We start from the raw sequence: 17482 nt of genomic DNA on the forward strand, positions 1-17482 counted from the left end.
CGCGCCATCAATATACAACCTAATGAACATGAAACCCATCCATTTTTTGTGTATGTCTGCAATCATCTTAGCAGCGACCTCCGCCTGTGACGGAGGCAAAAAAAACAGTACAGATACCCCTGGCACAGAAGACAGCCTCCTCATCCGGCGCTCGGACATCCGGATTGAGAACAAACGGCTGACACCCGAAGCCTTGTGGGCCATGGGACGCATCGGCGGCGTGGCCGTATCGCCCGACGCATCCAAAGTGGCTTATACCGTAAGCTATTACAGTGTACCGCAGAACAAGAGCAACACAGAAATCTTCCTGATGAACGCCGACGGCAGCGGCAACACGCAACTGACCCAAGACGCCTGGCAGGAAAACCAGCCCGTATGGATAAAGGAAGGCAAGAAGCTGGCCTACCTGAGCAACGAGAGCGGCTCCACACAGGTGTGGCAGATGGACCCCGACGGGACGAACCGCCGCCAACTGACCGACTATGAGGGAGGCATCGAGGGCTTTGCCTTCAGCCCCGACGGCAAGAAACTGCTCTTCATCGCGCAAGTAAAGACGGTGAAGACCACGGCCGAGAAATACCCCGACCTGCCCAAAGCAAGCGGCATCATCGTGGACGACCTGATGTACAAGCACTGGGACGAGTGGACCACCTCGGCACCCCATCCCTTCGTGGCCGACTTCGACGGTGACGAAATCAGCAACGTCCGCGACCTGCTGGAAGGCGAGCCCTACGAAAGCCCCATGAAACCTTTCGGCGGCATCGAGCAACTGGCATGGAGCCCCGACAGCAAGAAGATTGCCTACACCTGCCGCAAGAAGACGGGACTGGCCTATGCCGTGTCCACCGACTCGGACATCTATCTCTATGACCTGAAGTCGGACAGCACCCTCAACCTCTGCAAAGACCCGGAAATTAAGAAGATGGTACCCCTGGAGATAAAGAAAGCCTTGGCCGGAACCCCTGTCGTCAAGGGCGTCGGCCTCTCTCCCGAGGGAGACAAGAACGAAGGCTACGACACCAACCCGCAATTCTCGCCCGACGGCAAATACATCGCCTGGCAGAGCATGGCCCGCGACGGCTACGAGAGCGACCGCAACCGCCTCTACGTGCTCGACCTGGAGAAGAACGAGAAGTTCTGCGCCGATGCCGGTTTCGACACCAACGTGGACAGCTACGTCTGGGCGTCGGACTCCATGTTCTACCTCACCGCCACGTGGCACGGCACTACGCAAATCTACCGCCTCGGCCTGAACGACTGGCGTGAAGGCAAACAGCCCGTCCGCCTGACCGAAGGCCTGCACGACTACGGCAGCATCGCACTCTGTGGCAACAACCTCATCGCCACGCGCCACAGCATGAGCCAGGCCGACGAAATCTACGTCGTGGCACCCGGCACCGCCGCCCGCAACCAGTATGCCGAGAGCCGCCAACTGACACAGGAGAACCGCCACATCTACGACCAACTGGAGATGGGACGCGTGGAGGAGCGCTGGATAAAGACCACCGACCAGAAGGATATGCTCGTGTGGGTCATCTATCCGCCCCAGTTCGACCCGAAGAAGAAATACCCCACCCTGCTGTATTGCGAAGGCGGCCCGCAAAGCCCGCTGAGCCAGTTCTGGAGCTACCGCTGGAACTTCCAGATGATGGCGGCCAACGACTACATCATCGTCGCCCCCTGCCGCCGCGGCATGCCGGGATTCGGCACGGAGTGGAACGAAGACATCAGCGGCGACTACGGCGGCCAGTGCATGCAGGACCTGCTGACGGCCATCGACGAGGTGTCGAAAGAACCCTTCGTAGACCGTGACCACCTGGGATGCGTGGGCGCCAGCTTCGGCGGCTTCACCGTCTACTGGATGGCCGGCCACCACGAAGGCCGCTTCAAGGCCTTCATCGCCCACGACGGCATCTTCAACATGGAGATGCAGTATCTGGAGACGGAAGAGAAATGGTTTGCCAACTGGGACATGGGCGGCGCCTACTGGGACAAGGAGAACGAGACGGCCCAACGCACCTTCGCCAACTCGCCCCACAAGTTTGTGGACAAGTGGGACACGCCCATCCTCTGCATCCACGGCGAACGCGACTACCGCATCCTGGCCAACCAGGCCATGGCCGCCTTCGACGCTGCCAAACTGCGCGGCATCCCGGCCGAGCTGCTCATCTTCCCCGACGAGAACCACTGGGTGCTCCAGCCGCAGAACGGAGTGCTGTGGCAACGCACCTTCTTCGCCTGGCTGGACCGCTGGCTGAAACCCGCCAAGGAAGGGGTGTAAGACCCTGCACCCCGCTGGGTTATAACCCCCATACCCCCGGGGGTTATAACCCCCCGTACCCTCCGGGGCATAACCCCCATGCCCCACCCGATAATTATGTTATAAAACAACACGCCCGCAAGCACAGCGAACCGGTAAATTCGCTAACTTGCAGGCGTGTTTCACTTAAATAACCAACTACCATGATTATCGGAATACCCAAGGAGATTAAGAACAACGAGAACCGCGTGGGCATGACCCCGGCGGGCGTGGCCGAACTGACCCGACGCGGCCACCAAGTGTATGTACAGCACGAGGCCGGACAGAACAGCGGCTTTGCCGACGAGGCCTACGTGGCCGTGGGAGCCGGCATCCTCCCCACCATCGAAGAGACCTATGCCCGGGCTGAGATGATTGTCAAGGTCAAAGAACCCATTGCCCCGGAATACGGCCTGATTCGCCCGGGACAGGTGCTGTTCACCTACTTCCACTTCGCCGCCGACCGCACCCTGACGGAAGCCATGCTGAAAAGCGGTGCCGTCTGCCTGGCCTATGAGACGGTGGAAAAAGCCGACCACTCCCTGCCCCTGCTGATACCGATGAGCGAAGTGGCCGGGCGCATGTCGGTGCAAGAAGGCGCCCGCTTCCTCGAACGGCCGCAAGGCGGCAAAGGCATCCTGCTGGGCGGCGTGCCCGGCGTCCGTCCGGCGCGCGTGCTCATCCTGGGCGGCGGCACCGTAGGCACCAACGCCGCATGGATGGCCGCCGGCCTGGGCGCCGAAGTCACCATCGCCGACATCAACCTGGACCGCCTGCGCTACCTCAGCGAGATTATGCCGAAAAACGTCACCACGCTCTACTCGTCCAGCCACAACATACGCACCGAACTGCCCACAACCGACCTGGTCATCGGCTCCGTGCTCATCCCCGGCGACAAGGCGCCCCACCTCATCACCCGCGACATGCTCCCGCTGATGAAGCCGGGCAGCGTGCTGGTGGACGTCGCCATCGACCAGGGCGGCTGCTTCGAGACCTCTCACCCCACCACGCACAGCGAACCGGTCTACACCCTGGACGGCATCGTGCACTATGCCGTGGCCAACATCCCCGGCGCCGTGCCCTACACCTCGACGCTGGCCCTGACCAACGCCACCCTGCCCTACACCATCGCCCTGGCCTGCAAGGGCTGGAAACAGGCCTGCCAAGACGACCAGGCCCTGGCCCTGGGGCTCAACGTGGTGGAAGGCAAGGTGACCTACAAGGCCGTAGCAGACGTGTTCGGACTGCCTTATGAGCCGGCGCTATAAGCTCGTTTCAAAGCTACAAACTGATTAGGCGCGAACCGCATCGGGAATACACAGACCAAACTCTGTACAGCCGACGCGATTCACGCCTAATTCTTATCAATAAGGGGCTGCACCCGCAGAGGCAAGCCCCCTGATAAATACCTATTTCTTCAAGATATACACAGCAAAAGCATTAGGTCCCAAATCTACATGCAACGATTGCCCGGACACCTGTATTGCCTCTTCGCGCGGTGTAATCAGCGACGGGTTGTCCAACGTATTGTCTGCATATACATCCGGTGTAGACAATGTGATACGACGTCCTGCTGAAAGCCGCTCACCCTTCTTCATCCCCTTCAGAATAAAGTCAATGCTCTGCGTCTTGTCAGACGTATTGGCCACCTTGACAATCACCTCATCCGTCAGCTTATTATAGACAGCACTGGCAAAAAGCCCATCCTGCCCATCGGCACCCGTCACAGGCTTCCCATCCATAGTCAACGACAACACGTTCGTACCCTTGTTCAACGAATATAACTGCTGCACATAATAACTGGCAGTGCGCACAGAACGCAGATTATCATACCATATCATATCCGGACGCCACTGCCAACCTTCAACATGGGCAAACAACGGCGCGTATGTAGCCATATACACAATATCAGCATTACGCTCCAACCCGGTCATAAATGCAGCCTCCAGCAAAGAAGCATGGAAATGATTCCACTTCCGCCCCACCCCGTGACATGCATACTCACCGGCAAACACCTTAGGACCCTTCTTCCGGTCATATGTATCGTAACGTGCCCCTTGGCTCAAGAAGAACGATTCGGGACGATAAAAATGCTCGTCCACCAAATCCACTCCCAGATGCTTCATTTGCCCCCACAGGTAATCAAACTGCTTCCCTTCCGAGTCAGGCCCCGAACTTCCAATAATCTTTATCTCCGGATAAGCTTTACGAATGGCCTCAATAAATGGTTTAAGACGGACAGGATATTCCTCTCCCCATTGTTCATTGCCGATACCTATATACTTCAGATGAAAAGGTTCCGGATGTCCCATGTCGGCACGCACTTTTCCCCACCGGGTATCCGTGCCTCCGTTGGCGAACTCTATCAAATCCAATGCATCCTGTATATAACCATCCAACTGGTCCACCGGTTGATGCGCACTCTCATCCGTATTCTGGAACTGACAAGCCAATCCGCAACTCAAGACAGGAAGCGGTTCGGCTCCAATCTCCTCCGAAAGCACAAAGAACTCATAGAATCCCAATCCATAACTCTGATAATAATCAGGATACAGCCTATTGGGAAACGAATACTGCCAACGACTCTCATTCAAAGGACGGTTCTCCACCGGCCCTACCGAATTTTTCCAATTATAACGTGTCTCCAAATCTGTACCCTCGACAATACAGCCTCCGGGAAAACGGAAAACACCAGGCTTCAAATCTGCCAAAGCCTGCACCAAGTCCTTACGCAAACCATTCTCATAGCCTTTCCACGTATCCACTGGGAATAATGAGATATGCTCTAAATCAACCGACTGCGGAGAAACCAAGGAAATACGAAGAACAGCCTTCTCCAGCGTCTCCTCCGGTTTCAATATCACCTGATACTTCTTCCATTCCTTCGAATCAACCACCAGCTCCTGGGTAGCAAATGCCTGATTCTCTCCCATAGATGCTGTATTTACCAATTCTACCCGAATCTTACTTGCAGTATCTCCCTCAGGGATACGTGCCCAGACAGAAAAACGGTATTCTTCCCCTTTCTTCACACCAATACCGAAGAAACCCTCGTTGTCCAACCCCGTCTGTTTATGCGGATGCCCAGCAGGAGCCAATCGGACATAATGAGGATTACGATTAAAAGGCCCATCATCCATTAAGGAAACCTTGCCAAATACTTTCCAGCCTGTAAATGCCTGTGGGAACTCAAATGAGCGGTTCTTGATTAACTCCGCATACAAACCGCCATCAGCAGCAAAATTAATGTCCTCAAAGAACACACCATACATAGTAGGCTGAATCTCTGCACCTAGTTTTTTTGTTTGAATAACAAATTCATGCGTCTGTGCCTGTACTGTCATTCCCATGCCCATCAACAGAGCAGCTATTAATCCTTTATTTTTCATCATATTAGCTATATAATAAATACTATTGTTAACTGATTTACTACAACATTCCTTTCGAACTGGGCAATTCAAAGTGATAGATATCCCGTTTCACTGCCATTTTCATTGCACGCGCTAGAGCCTTAAAAATACCTTCTATCTTATGATGCTCATTTTTCCCTTCAGCCTTAATATTCAAATTCATGCGGGCAGCATCGCTCAGCGACTTAAAAAAGTGCAAAAACATCTCTGTGGGCATTTCGCCAATCTTCTCACGTCTGAACTCTGCATCCCAAACTAACCACGGACGACCACCAAAATCCAAACAAACCTGGCAGAGACAGTCATCCATAGTAAGAGCATAACCATAACGTTCAATCCCTCTTTTACTGCCAAGAGCTTGATAAATACACTCCCCTAAAGCTAAAGCCGTATCTTCAATCGTATGATGTTCATCTACCTCCATATCTCCTTTTACAGAAATCTCAAGATCCATTCCTCCATGTTTTCCTATCTGCTCCAACATATGGTCAAAAAAACCTAAACCTGTATGAATGTGGCAATATCCACTCCCATCCAAATTTAAAGTTACATGGATATCTGTTTCCTTCGTGGTACGTCTGACTTCTGCTCTGCGTTCACCAGCAAAAAGAAATTCAGCAACATGGTCCCAATCTTTGGACGCAAGGACACAGACATTTTCCAAATTTTTATCTCCCTGCAAAATAGATTTATCTTCTTGAAGAAGAATAGCACAGCATCCCAAATTATATGCCAACTCAACATCTGTCATACGGTCACCAATAACAAAACTATGCAATAAATCATAGTCGGGGCTATTGATATATTTTTTCAACATTCCTGTTCGCGGCTTACGAGTCGGGGCATTATCAGCCGGCATGCTTCGATCAATGCAGATATTATCGAAAGTAACTCCCTCACCAGCCAGAGTTTTGAGTATTAAATTATGAGAAGGCCAAAAAGTTTCTTCCGGAAAAGCTTCCGTACCTAAACCATCTTGATTGGTAACCATAACAAACTCAAAATCCAGCTTAGAACGAATAAAGCTTAAATTGCGTATGACTTTAGGATAGAACTCCAATTTTTCCAATGAATCCAATTGATAATCTTCTGGAGGTTCTATTACTAACGTACCATCACGATCGATAAATAAAACTTTCTTTTTCATAGGCTAATTAGTATTTCTTTAAAGCCCTTATCAATGTCTCATTTTCCATCTTCGTACCTACTGTAATACGTAAGCAATTTCCACAAAGGGCAACTGTATGTCGGTTACGCACAATAATGCCTTCTTCGACCAAGTATTTGTAGATTTGCACAGCGTCTGTTACTCTTACCAAAAAGAAATTTGCGTTAGATGGAAAGACCTTTTGTACACAAGGTAATTTAAGAAACTCTTTTTCTAAATGATCACGTTCTTCCTTCAACGTAGTAACCCAACGTTCTATTTCATAATACCGATGCAACATCTCCATAGCTTGTTGTTGCGTTAATTGATTTACATTATAAGGGTATTTTATCTTAGTAAGGACGCTAATAATATCGGCCGAAGCAAATGCCATACCTAAACGAATAGCTGCACATCCCCATGCCTTAGAAAAAGTTTGAAGCACAATAAGATTAGAGAAATCATCCAATCGCTTCAAAAACGAAGGCTGCTCTGAAAAATCATTATAAGCTTCATCCAATACCACAATACCATCAAAACGGTGAAGCAAGCGTTCTATCTCAGAATGATTCAAATCATTACCTGTTGGATTATTAGGCGAACAAAGAAATATAAGTTTGGTATGTTCATCCGCCGCATTTAAGATTTTATCAGCAGAGAACTGGAAATGTTCATCCAACAACACCTTACGATATTCCACTTCATTTATCTCCGCACAAACCAAATACATCCCATACGTCGGTTCTATAGCTACCACATTGTCTTCCCGTGGTTCACAAAAAGCGCGAAAAACGAGATCAATAGCTTCATCGCTTCCATTACCTAAAAAAATTCGCTCTGGAGCAACACCTTTCAATCGAGAAAGGCTTTTCTTCAGATCCCACTGTAATGGATCCGGATAACGATTGTTGGGACCATTATAAGGATTTTCATTAGCATCAAGGAAAACAGAAGCTGATTTCCCTTGATATTCATCTCGAGCTGAAGAATAAGGTTTTAATGCCCAAATATTAGGACGAGTCAATTCTTGTAGTGTCTTCATAATCTTCTTTTCAAGTTCTCCATTCTTACTGTTACTGCATTTTTATGTGCATCCAGATGTTCATTTGCAGCCATCTCCTGTATGGAAGGACCTATATGTTGCAATCCAACAGGACTAATCTCTTGAAATGTAATTTTACGAATGAAACTATCCAAACAAACACCACTATAAGCACGAGCATAACCATTAGTTGGCAAAGTATGATTGGTGCCTGAAGCGTAGTCACCTGCACTTTCAGTTGAATATGATCCCAGAAAAACAGAACCTGCATTGATGATTCGTTCCGCAATAGATCTATACTCATTTGCCTGGATAATGAGATGCTCAGGTGCATAAGCATTGACTAAATCCACAGCCTCATCCATATCATGTACCACAATCAATTTACTATGCTTCAGCGAGCAAGCAGCTATATCATGACGAGGCAAAAGAGACAATTGACATTCAATCTCTTCCATAACTGCCTGACGCAATATTGGAGAAGTGGTAATCAAGATTGCTTGACTATCCACTCCATGTTCTGCCTGGCTCAACATATCAGCAGCTACAAAAACTGGATTTGCAGTTTCATCTGCTAATACCGCAACTTCCGACGGTCCTGCTGGCATATCAATAGCCACATCACGTAAACTGACCAATTGCTTAGCCGCAGTAACAAACTGATTTCCGGGACCAAATATTTTATATACTTTAGGAACAGTCTCCGTGCCATAAGCCATCGCTGCAATAGCTTGCACACCTCCAGCTTTAAAAACATATTTTACACCTGCTACTTTTGCAGCATACAAAACCGCAGGATGTACCTTCCCATCTCTCATTGGTGGAGTACACAATATAATATCTTTACAACCTGCAATTCTAGCTGGTACAGCCAACATTAATACCGTAGAAAACAAAGGCGCTGTTCCACCTGGTATATATAAACCTACTCGTTCTATAGGCACCGCTTTCTGCCAACAGACTACCCCAGGTTGAGTTTCTACTCGGCATCCCGCAAAACGCTGTGCAGCATGAAAAGCATGAATATTTTGAGCAGCTAAATGAATAGCGTTCTTCAGGCTTTCAGTTATCAAATCTTCTGATAACTTCATTTCCTCCTCAGTTACTGCCAATGATGATAACTTGACTTTATCAAAATTCCACTCATAGTCCAATACCGCACTGTCACCTTCCGCCTGTACTCGTTGAAGAATCCCTCGTACCGTATCAAACAAGCTTTCTACATTCATCACCGGCCGCTTTAATACATCAGGCCACAGACTTCGATCCGGATAATCAATCTGTATCATAAATATTTATCTTAAATAATCATTTTCTCAATAGGTAGTACTAATATACCTTCGGCTCCCAAAGCTTTCAGTTTTCCAATAATTTCCCAAAAGCATTTCTCATCTAACACTGTATGTACAGAACACCAGCCATCCTGTGCCAAAGGCATTACCGTAGGACTCTTCATTCCAGGTAATACAGCCAAAATCTGCTCTAATTTGCTTTTAGGAGCATTCATTAAAACATATTTTTTATCTTCAGCCATTTTCACAGCATTCATACGAAATAGCAGTTCTTTTAAAATCTCCTGCTTTTGGTCATCCAAAGATTTATTACCAATAAGTAGAGCTTCAGACTTCATAACCACTTCCACCTCTTTTAAGCTATTGCTCACTAAAGTTGAGCCTGAACTTACAATATCAAATATAGCATCAGACAATCCAATGCCAGGTGCTACCTCAACAGAGCCTGTAATCACATGAATTTCTGCATTCACATTCTGCGCTGCTAAATAGGCAGATAAAATATGCGGATAAGAAGTAGCTATTTTCTTCCCTTCAAACCATTGAACACCAGAATAGTCTATATCTTTTGGCAAAGCCAAAGACAAACGGCACTTACTATATCCCAAACGTTTTATAATCTCAGCATCTTCACCTTTCTCTACGAACTCATTTTCACCAACGATACCGATATCAGCTACACCTGTGGCTACAGACTGCGGAATGTCATCATCCCGAAGAAATAGTACTTCCAAAGGGAAATTCGTCGACTGCACTAATAATGTGCGTTTAGTTGGACTCAATTTAATATCAGATTCTTCCAAAAAGGACATGGTTTCATCATAAAGCCGCCCTTTAGCTTGTACTGCGATTCTTAGCATAATTGTAATATTTTTATTAATATCATCTTAATAACATAAAAGCGAGACTTTCCGTTACAAATCGGTAAGCCTCGCTTTTTATTATATCAGTCCATTGCCCACCGAATTTACTCGCCGGAAAAATGATGATAATGGCAATGAATGATACTAATTCTCATAATTCTTATATTCAATGCGACAAAAATAAAGCTTATATCTGGAAAAAACAAAAAAATATTACGGAAAAGAGTTTTTCTCTATCAACTATTTTATTCGGAAAGCACAAGTAACATTTGGTAAACCCGCCGAAAAATAAAATAATATCAGATTTTTCATGTATTCAGAATAAAAAGATTAACAGTTCCTGTCTACAACCATATATAGCGTAAGATTGTTTATCATTGAAAAAACATTCAGCCATACGGTCAACATATCAAGTTCGAACTCGTATACTTTGACTACGTTTTTTACTGGATCTTCAAAAAATATTATCGAACAATGCATATTAATATCTGTTTTCAGTGTACGTAACCTCCTCTTGAAATTAATATTCTCGACAATGGAAGTAACTTCGCCAATTCATGAACTTGAAGCCGACTTCATACCCCGTTACCGTCCACCCGAAAGAAAACCTGCACGTCTGTTATCTGATTTTATCCGTATCATAAACCATTTGATCTCGTGAATGTGGTAAACTTTGGACAGAAGAGTTCCTAAAACATTACAGCATATCCAAGTTATGACAAACACTGCAGCGATTGTCTGCGCTAAAGGGGCAGCAAAAGGGAACTTGGATTTCCGTATATCCACCAAATATCCACCAAAAGAGAATCTTCCGCATTAATGCCTTCTTGCCATATCTACGCTAACTTTTGGAGTCCGTAAAGCAAGCCGTTTTCCACCGAGCTAGACAAAGAGGATTGTGGCATAGCCTACTTGGTTGTTCACATCGGAAGCCGTAATTTAGGAAAACAAGTGGAGTAAGTCATTTCTTCACCATTCCCTCCAGCTCCGTCCATTCCACCCGCGAGGGGACGATGGTGCGTTTCTTCACCCGGCTGTTCTGCGCACGGCTGTATTCGGGAATGAAAGCCACCGTTACCTTGCGGAATTGCTCCGGACTGACTTCCTCGGGCGTATCCACTCCTTGCCCGTTGGCGTTGCCCACCAAGTAGAAGGTGCCCAACCCGTCCAGTTTCACCGTGTTACCCATCTCCATCATGTCGCCCAACACCTCGCCCAATCCCATGAGAACGGCATAGGTGTCGCCTTTGCTCACCGTCGACATTTCCGACAAACGCTCGGCCACGTCCTTCGTTCCATACGTGCCTGCCGTAAACGAGCGGGGATACCATTTCTTCCCAATCTTCTGCTTTTTGTAATACATACTAACGTCCTTTCCTAAGTTAAGTCCATAGATGATCCTGGCTGAGTGCGGCAGCCAGGTGAGCATCATCATGCATGATGCCTAGGATCATCGTACATGATGCCTACTATCATCGTATATGATGATACCCATCATCGTGCATGATGACTACCTGGATGCAAAGATAAGGTTTGCTCACAATATATGCAAGCCTTCCTTTCTCCGTCAGTCAACTTTGCATGTGTTTAACAACACATGCCCCCCTCTTTTTTACTGCCTGTTCGCTTCCTTGATGCTCCACAGCGATACGTGTTCGTTACGGTAGCCTTCTTCGGTGACCGGGCTTCTATTCAATGCCCGTAGAAAGTTGGTCATTTCCCGCTTTTTCCAAAGCTTGCTCCAGGTCGGCGAGCAAATCCTCGATATGCTCCGTACCGATGGAGAGCCGGACGGTGGAAGGGGTAATATGCTGGGCTGCCAATTCTTCGGATGAGAGTTGTGAGTGTGTGGTGGTGGCAGGATGGATGACGAGGCTTTTCACGTCCGCCACATTCGCCAATAAAGAGAAAATCTGCAACGAGTCGATAAACCGCCAGGCGGCGTCCTGCCCGCCTTTTATCTCGAAAGTAAAGATGCTTCCTCCTCCGTTCGGGAAATAGTGTTGATAGAGCGCATGGCAAGGATGCTCCGGCAGAGAAGGATGATTCACACGTTCCACTGCGGGATGACGGTGCAGGAATTCCACCACCTTGAGCGCATTAGCCACATGCCGTTCCACACGGAGCGAAAGTGTTTCCAGGCCTTGCAAGAGCAGAAAGGCATTGAGGGGAGCCAATGTCGCCCCGGTATCCCGCAGCAGCACGGCACGAATGCGGGTGACGAACGCAGCCCGGCCTGCCACATTGGTGAAAACCGCCCCGTGATAGCAAGGTTCGGGATGTGCCAGCGTGGGGAACTTGTCCGGATATTCCGCCCAGGGAAACCTGCCTCCGTCTACAATCACACCGCCAAGCGTCGTGCCATGACCGCCGATAAATTTAGTGGCGGAATGCACCACAATGTCCGCCCCGTGTTCGATGGGACGGATGAGGAAAGGTGTGCCGAACGTATTGTCTATGAGGAGCGGTACATGATGGCGGTGAGCCACTTCTGACACGCCCCGGATATCCGTCACCTCCGAGTTGGGATTACCGAAAGTCTCGGCAAACACCACTTTCGTTTCCGGACGGATGGCAGCATCAAGGGCAATGAGGTCGTTTATGGAAACAATGGTATGGTTGATGCCCATAGCTGCTAACGTGTGTACAATCAAGTTATACGACCCACCGTACAGATTGTCTGCCGCCACGATATGATCGCCAGGACGTAGGATGTTCTGCAAGGCATAGGTTATCGCCGCGGCACCGGATGCCACGGCCAACGCAGCCACGCCGCCTTCCAAGGCTGCCATACGGGTTTCAAACACGGCCTGTGTGTCATTGGTCAGACGGCCATAGATATTCCCCGCGTCACGCAGGGCAAAGCGGTCTGCCGCATGTTTCGCATCGCGGAATACATACGAAGTGGTCTGGTAAATGGGTACGGCGCGTGCGCCGGTCGTGGGGTCGGGCTGTTCTTGTCCCGCATGCAACTGTAATGTTTCAAAATGAAGTTTCGTATTATCCATAATTCATAATTATTTGTTCCATGCAAAGGAATAAAACATAGGCAAATCACACAATATGTATTTGGATTTTAGAAAATATATCTATTTTTGCACTAACTATTAGATGAAATGCATAGTAAAACAACCCATTCTGCACATGTGGCAGAATAATATTCTTCGGCAATGGATACATTAGACAAAACCGATTTGCAGATTCTCCGTACTTTACAGGAGAATGCCCGATTGACTATGAAGGAACTTGCTGCCCGTGTCAGCCTGTCTTCCACTCCCGTATTCGAACGTCTCAAACGGTTAGAAACTAACGGATACATCAAGAAATATATCGCCGTGCTCGATGCGGAGAAACTTGGCAAGGGATTCGTTATCTTCTGTCACGTCAAGATGGCACGACTCAACCGGGAAATAGCGCAGGAGTTCGCACAAATCATCCGTGGAATTCCGGAAGTAACCGAGTGCTATAACATCTCCGGCAGCTTTGACTATCTGCTCAAGATTCATGCACCGGACATGAAATATTACCAGCAGTTCGTGCTGAACGTATTGGGAACCATTGAGCATCTGGGTTCGTTGGAAAGCGTTTTCGTGATGGATGAAGTCAAACACGAATATGGGGTGAATGTGTAACAGGAGAGCTCATTTCCGGTTTTCTTCCCAGAAACGGACTGCCCCGTCAATCCATCCTTCGGCACTCGTCCCGATGCCCAGTCCGAAACCGTGGCGCAAGTTCGGACACAGGTGAAACTCTGCCGGGATGCCGATGGCTTTCAGGGCTTCCGTGCGGCGGCGCATCGTGTTCGGATTGGCTATGCCGTCGTTGCTCCCCACCACCGAATAGGTAGGCGGATCTTGCCGGGTGTATTCACTATGTCCCGTATAAGCCATTACCACTGTGCGCGGACGGGGAAGCTGTGCCGCTCCGAAAGCCGCCGTCCCATAAGAACCGATATACGCCGCCATCCGAGCTCCTGCCGAACTGCCCCACACGGAATAGCCTGCCGTATCGACCTGCAACTCCGTGACGTGGCGGAAGATGTATTCGATGCCTGCAGCCAAGTCCTCGCACGCCGTCTGTGCGCTGCCCGTCTGATACTGGATGACGAAGGCATTGTAACCCATCCGGCTCAACGCCAAGGCGTGTGGGAATCCCTCATGGATGGAGCCGACATACGAGAATCCGCCTCCGGGACAGATGACGGCGAAGGGTGCTCCGGGCCGTCCGCGGAAGAAAAACAGCCCGGCATCGCGCCGCCCCAAGTCGTAATAAATCTTGCGCCCAGCCGCCACGGAGTCTATCATCTGGTTGATGTAGCCCACGCATCGGCCGGCATCGATATAATTATGGTAAGGCAATAGCCGAGCCACCTGCGAAAGTGGCATCGCCTCGTCATAGCCCCATTCCAACGGAAGGATGTACTGCGCAAAACCCTCGAAAGCCGGGTGAGCCAGAACATCGGCAATGGTACTACGGGTAGTAAGATGTCCCGTTGCAGCGGATGGCGTGGATAAATTCACTTTGCAGAACGTGGCGAACAGCATGATGAACAGCACGACAGGGAAGTCCATACACAGATTACGGATTGAAGCACCAATTTCGACGAAGGGGAACCACCCGGCCGGCAACCATAAACCCATTTCACAGAATCTTATACCGATTTTACAGAAAGTCCCGCCGCAAGGCACCAACCTTTCGGAAGATATCCGTACATTTGGGCAATCAAACTAAAATATGAACAAGTATGGGTGAAATAGTGGATTTGAAGACGATACACGACTACAACAAGTTTCTCGGGCTGGAAACGCTCAACCCGCTGGTGAGTTTCGTCGATTTCTCGAAAGTGGAGGTACTTCCACACCGCTGTAAATGCTTCGGCTTCTATGCCATCTTCTTGAAAGAAAAGATTCACGGGCCTATCACCTACGGGCGCAGCAAGTATGACTATCAGGAGGGCACGCTGGTGTTTATCGCCCCCGGGCAGGTGGGCGGTATCAATGACGGCGGCGAGACGTTGCATCCGCAAGGATATGCTCTGCTGTTCCATCCCGACCTCATCCGGGGTACATCGCTGGCGCGGAAGATGAAGGACTACACTTTCTTCTCCTACGAAGTGAACGAAGCCCTGCACATGTCTGAACGCGAACGGCAAACTGTCCTCAACTGCTTCAATGAGATAGAGGAAGAACTCCGACACTCCATTGATAAACACAGCCGAAGCATTATCGTCTCCAACATCGAAGTCCTGCTCAATCATTGCCTCCGATTCTACGACCGCCAGTTCGCCACCCGCGAAGCCATCAATTCAGATGTCCTCACCCGCTTTGAATCCTTGCTGAATGAGTACTTCGACTCCCCAAAGCCGGAAGAACTCGGGTTGCCATCCGTTGCCTGGTGTGCCGACCAGCTCCACTTCTCCGCCAATTACTTTGGCGACCTGGTGAAGAAGCAGACAGGCAAGTCGGCCATCGAATACATCCATTCCGCCATCATCAGCCGAGTGAAAGACCGCCTGCTGGAGACGAACAAAACTGTCAGCGAGATTGCCTACGAAGTAGGTTTCCAATATCCGCATCACTTGAGTCGGCTGTTCAAGAAGGTAACAGGGTGTACGCCGAATGAGTATCGGATACAGGGAAAATAAGTGTATTACTTTAAGCATAAAACCATAGGGTAGTATTCACCAAATCATCGTATATGATTCTATAAATCATCGTACATGATTCCCATAATCATCGTATATGATTTTATACTACGTAGCAATGGGTAATGACTTCAAGTAACATAGACCAACCTTGACCCTCCTACGTGACCTTATAACCACAGCATATACAAAGGATGCCACTCCGTAGTAGGTTTAACACAGAGTGGCATCCTTTGTATCTCACGCACAACAAGTCATCTTCGTCCGCGTTCTTTCCACAAGCGAGTCATGTCCTCCAACGTCTTCCCTTTAGTCTCCGGTACCAGACGCCAAACAAACAGAGCAGCCAAGACGCATATTACCCCATAAAGCGTATAAGTGAACCAATGCCCCAAATGCGGGTCGCTTGCTGATTGCATGTTAAACATCGGTACGAACGATGCACTGACAATCCAATTGAAAATCCACTGAAAAGCAACAGCAACGGCAACGGCAGCTCCACGTATCGTGTTCGGGAAAATCTCGGCAATAAGTACCCAGCAAATAGGCCCCCACGACATCATGAAGGAAGCACTGTAAAGCATGATGCTGAGCATGGTTACCAATCCAAGACCCGATTGGCCAAACGTACAAGCCACGCCAAATGCCCCTAATGCCATGCCTATCGAACCGGTGATAAGCAAAGGTTTCCGGCCCCAACGCTCGACAGTAAAAATGGCTATTAACGTAAATAATATATTCACCACACCCATGATGACTGTCTGCATCATCGGGTCCTCCATACCCATATCACCAAAGATACGGGGTGCGTAATACAACACCGCATTGATGCCCACCGCCTGCTGAAACACACTGAGCATGATGCCAATGAAAATAACCAGGAAACCATACGTTAAAAGACGTTCAGTACGTTCGCCAATGCTTTCTTTGATTTCCAACAACGTATTACGTCCATCAACCTTTCCGTTTATCTTACACAACACCGCCAGTGCCTTATCGTCCCGCCCGGCCATCACAAGATAACGTGGAGTCTCGGGAACAAAGCAAATAAGCACGGCAAACAGGCCTGCCGGCAAAGCTTCGCTTCCGAACATGTAACGCCATCCCGTACTAATTGTCCATGGGTCACTGCCTGGAGCCACAGCATTGACTCCCTGCCCAATAGACTCGATAATAGGATTCGTATGCTCACCCAATATCAAGAAATTGACCATGTAAACCACCAACTGGCCAAAGATAATGGCAAACTGATTCCATGACACCAAAGTACCGCGGATACGGCTCGGAGCAACCTCGGCAATATACATGGGACAGATAGCAGAAGCCAGCCCCACACCTACACCACCAATAATACGGTAAATATTGAAAGCTATCAATAAGCCCCAAGTAGGCTCACCGTGACGGAAAAAGAGAAACTCCGGCTCCATGGAACCCAAAGCCGAGATGAAAAACAAAATACCAGCCAGAATAAGAGAACGTTTGCGTCCCCAACCTGTGGCACAATAACCGGACATGGCACTTCCAATGACACAGCCAATCAATGCGCTGGCACAAGTGAAACCATGCCACCCATCTGTATAGATAAAATCGTGGGCACCTAAGAAGAAAGCTTGCAGCCCTTTCTCTGCTCCGGAGATGACAGCCGTGTCATAGCCGAACAAAAGACCTCCCAACACAGCCACAAGCACAATGGAAAAAAGATAAGATAGACTTCCTTTGTCTGTTTGATTCATGATACTAAATGGTTGATAGTTATGAATTAATAATAACAAAAAGAAGGGGCGA

Annotated in this window: 13 protein-coding genes and 1 pseudogene; 5 read left to right on the plus strand and 9 right to left on the minus strand. The window is 48.7% G+C overall.

The window, feature by feature from the left end; genetic code table 11:
- The first annotated feature begins 28 nt into the window (after window positions 1-28).
- Both M3090_RS06880 and ald read left to right on the plus strand, forming a co-directional pair.
- Window positions 29-2281 (plus strand): prolyl oligopeptidase family serine peptidase, encoded by a 2253-nt coding sequence (locus M3090_RS06880; RefSeq protein ID WP_410553185.1) that lies wholly within the window; start codon window positions 29-31, stop codon window positions 2279-2281.
- A gap of 182 nt (window positions 2282-2463) precedes the next feature.
- Window positions 2464-3567, plus strand: a complete 1104-nt coding sequence (ald, locus tag M3090_RS06885) for an alanine dehydrogenase (RefSeq protein WP_249054776.1) — start codon at window positions 2464-2466, stop codon at window positions 3565-3567.
- Window positions 3568-3708: 141 nt separating this feature from the next.
- Here ald and M3090_RS06890 read toward each other — a convergent pair whose 3' ends face one another.
- The 5 genes from M3090_RS06890 to hisG are packed head-to-tail and all read right to left on the minus strand — an operon-like array spanning window position 3709 to window position 10050.
- A complete protein-coding gene (locus M3090_RS06890; RefSeq protein WP_249054777.1) occupies window positions 3709-5691 on the minus strand; it encodes an alpha-L-arabinofuranosidase C-terminal domain-containing protein in 1983 nt (660 codons plus the stop codon).
- A gap of 37 nt (window positions 5692-5728) precedes the next feature.
- Window positions 5729-6856 carry a bifunctional histidinol-phosphatase/imidazoleglycerol-phosphate dehydratase HisB gene (gene hisB / locus M3090_RS06895; protein WP_249054778.1) on the minus strand — a complete coding sequence of 376 codons (1128 nt, stop codon included), beginning with the start codon at window positions 6854-6856 and terminating at the stop codon, window positions 5729-5731.
- Window positions 6857-6863: 7 nt separating this feature from the next.
- A complete protein-coding gene (gene hisC / locus M3090_RS06900) occupies window positions 6864-7898 on the minus strand; it encodes a histidinol-phosphate transaminase (RefSeq protein WP_249054779.1) in 1035 nt (344 codons plus the stop codon).
- Window positions 7895-9187, minus strand: coding sequence for a histidinol dehydrogenase (gene hisD / locus M3090_RS06905; RefSeq protein WP_249054780.1), 1293 nt, complete (start codon window positions 9185-9187; stop codon window positions 7895-7897). Before hisD ends, hisC begins: the two co-directional genes overlap by 4 nt.
- An 11-nt stretch (window positions 9188-9198) precedes the next feature.
- Window positions 9199-10050 carry an ATP phosphoribosyltransferase gene (gene hisG / locus M3090_RS06910; protein WP_249054781.1) on the minus strand — a complete coding sequence of 284 codons (852 nt, stop codon included), beginning with the start codon at window positions 10048-10050 and terminating at the stop codon, window positions 9199-9201.
- Window positions 10051-10607: 557 nt separating this feature from the next.
- Between hisG and M3090_RS15985 the strand changes: the two are divergent.
- A pseudogene (locus tag M3090_RS15985) lies at window positions 10608-10873 on the plus strand (hypothetical protein); the annotation flags it as partial.
- 141 nt (window positions 10874-11014) lie between these two features.
- Here the strand turns inward: M3090_RS15985 and M3090_RS06920 are convergent.
- Window positions 11015-11416 carry an HU family DNA-binding protein gene (locus tag M3090_RS06920; RefSeq protein ID WP_249054782.1) on the minus strand — a complete coding sequence of 134 codons (402 nt, stop codon included), beginning with the start codon at window positions 11414-11416 and terminating at the stop codon, window positions 11015-11017.
- Window positions 11417-11741: 325 nt separating this feature from the next.
- The gene (locus tag M3090_RS06925) at window positions 11742-13061 is read right to left on the minus strand and encodes an O-acetylhomoserine aminocarboxypropyltransferase/cysteine synthase family protein (protein WP_249054783.1); all 1320 of its coding nucleotides are present in this window, start codon (window positions 13059-13061) and stop codon (window positions 11742-11744) included.
- Between the two features lie 162 nt (window positions 13062-13223).
- Between M3090_RS06925 and M3090_RS06930 the strand changes: the two genes are divergently transcribed.
- The gene (locus tag M3090_RS06930; protein WP_249054784.1) at window positions 13224-13685 is read left to right on the plus strand and encodes an Lrp/AsnC family transcriptional regulator; all 462 of its coding nucleotides are present in this window, start codon (window positions 13224-13226) and stop codon (window positions 13683-13685) included.
- Window positions 13686-13694: 9 nt separating this feature from the next.
- On the opposite strand, the gene M3090_RS06935 is transcribed toward M3090_RS06930, so the two are convergent.
- Window positions 13695-14693 (minus strand): alpha/beta hydrolase, encoded by a 999-nt coding sequence (locus M3090_RS06935; protein WP_249054785.1) that lies wholly within the window; start codon window positions 14691-14693, stop codon window positions 13695-13697.
- A 104-nt stretch (window positions 14694-14797) separates the two neighbouring features.
- Between M3090_RS06935 and M3090_RS06940 the strand changes: the two genes are divergently transcribed.
- Window positions 14798-15697: a helix-turn-helix domain-containing protein gene (locus M3090_RS06940; protein ID WP_249054786.1), complete on the plus strand. Its 900-nt coding sequence runs from the start codon at window positions 14798-14800 to the stop codon at window positions 15695-15697.
- A gap of 254 nt (window positions 15698-15951) precedes the next feature.
- On the opposite strand, the gene xylE is transcribed toward M3090_RS06940, so the two are convergent.
- Window positions 15952-17430, minus strand: coding sequence for a D-xylose transporter XylE (xylE, locus tag M3090_RS06945; RefSeq protein ID WP_249054787.1), 1479 nt, complete (start codon window positions 17428-17430; stop codon window positions 15952-15954).
- Between the last annotated feature and the right edge of the window lie 52 nt (window positions 17431-17482).

The organism is Bacteroides sp. ET71 (assembly GCF_023336905.1).
Taxonomy (GTDB): domain Bacteria; phylum Bacteroidota; class Bacteroidia; order Bacteroidales; family Bacteroidaceae; genus Bacteroides.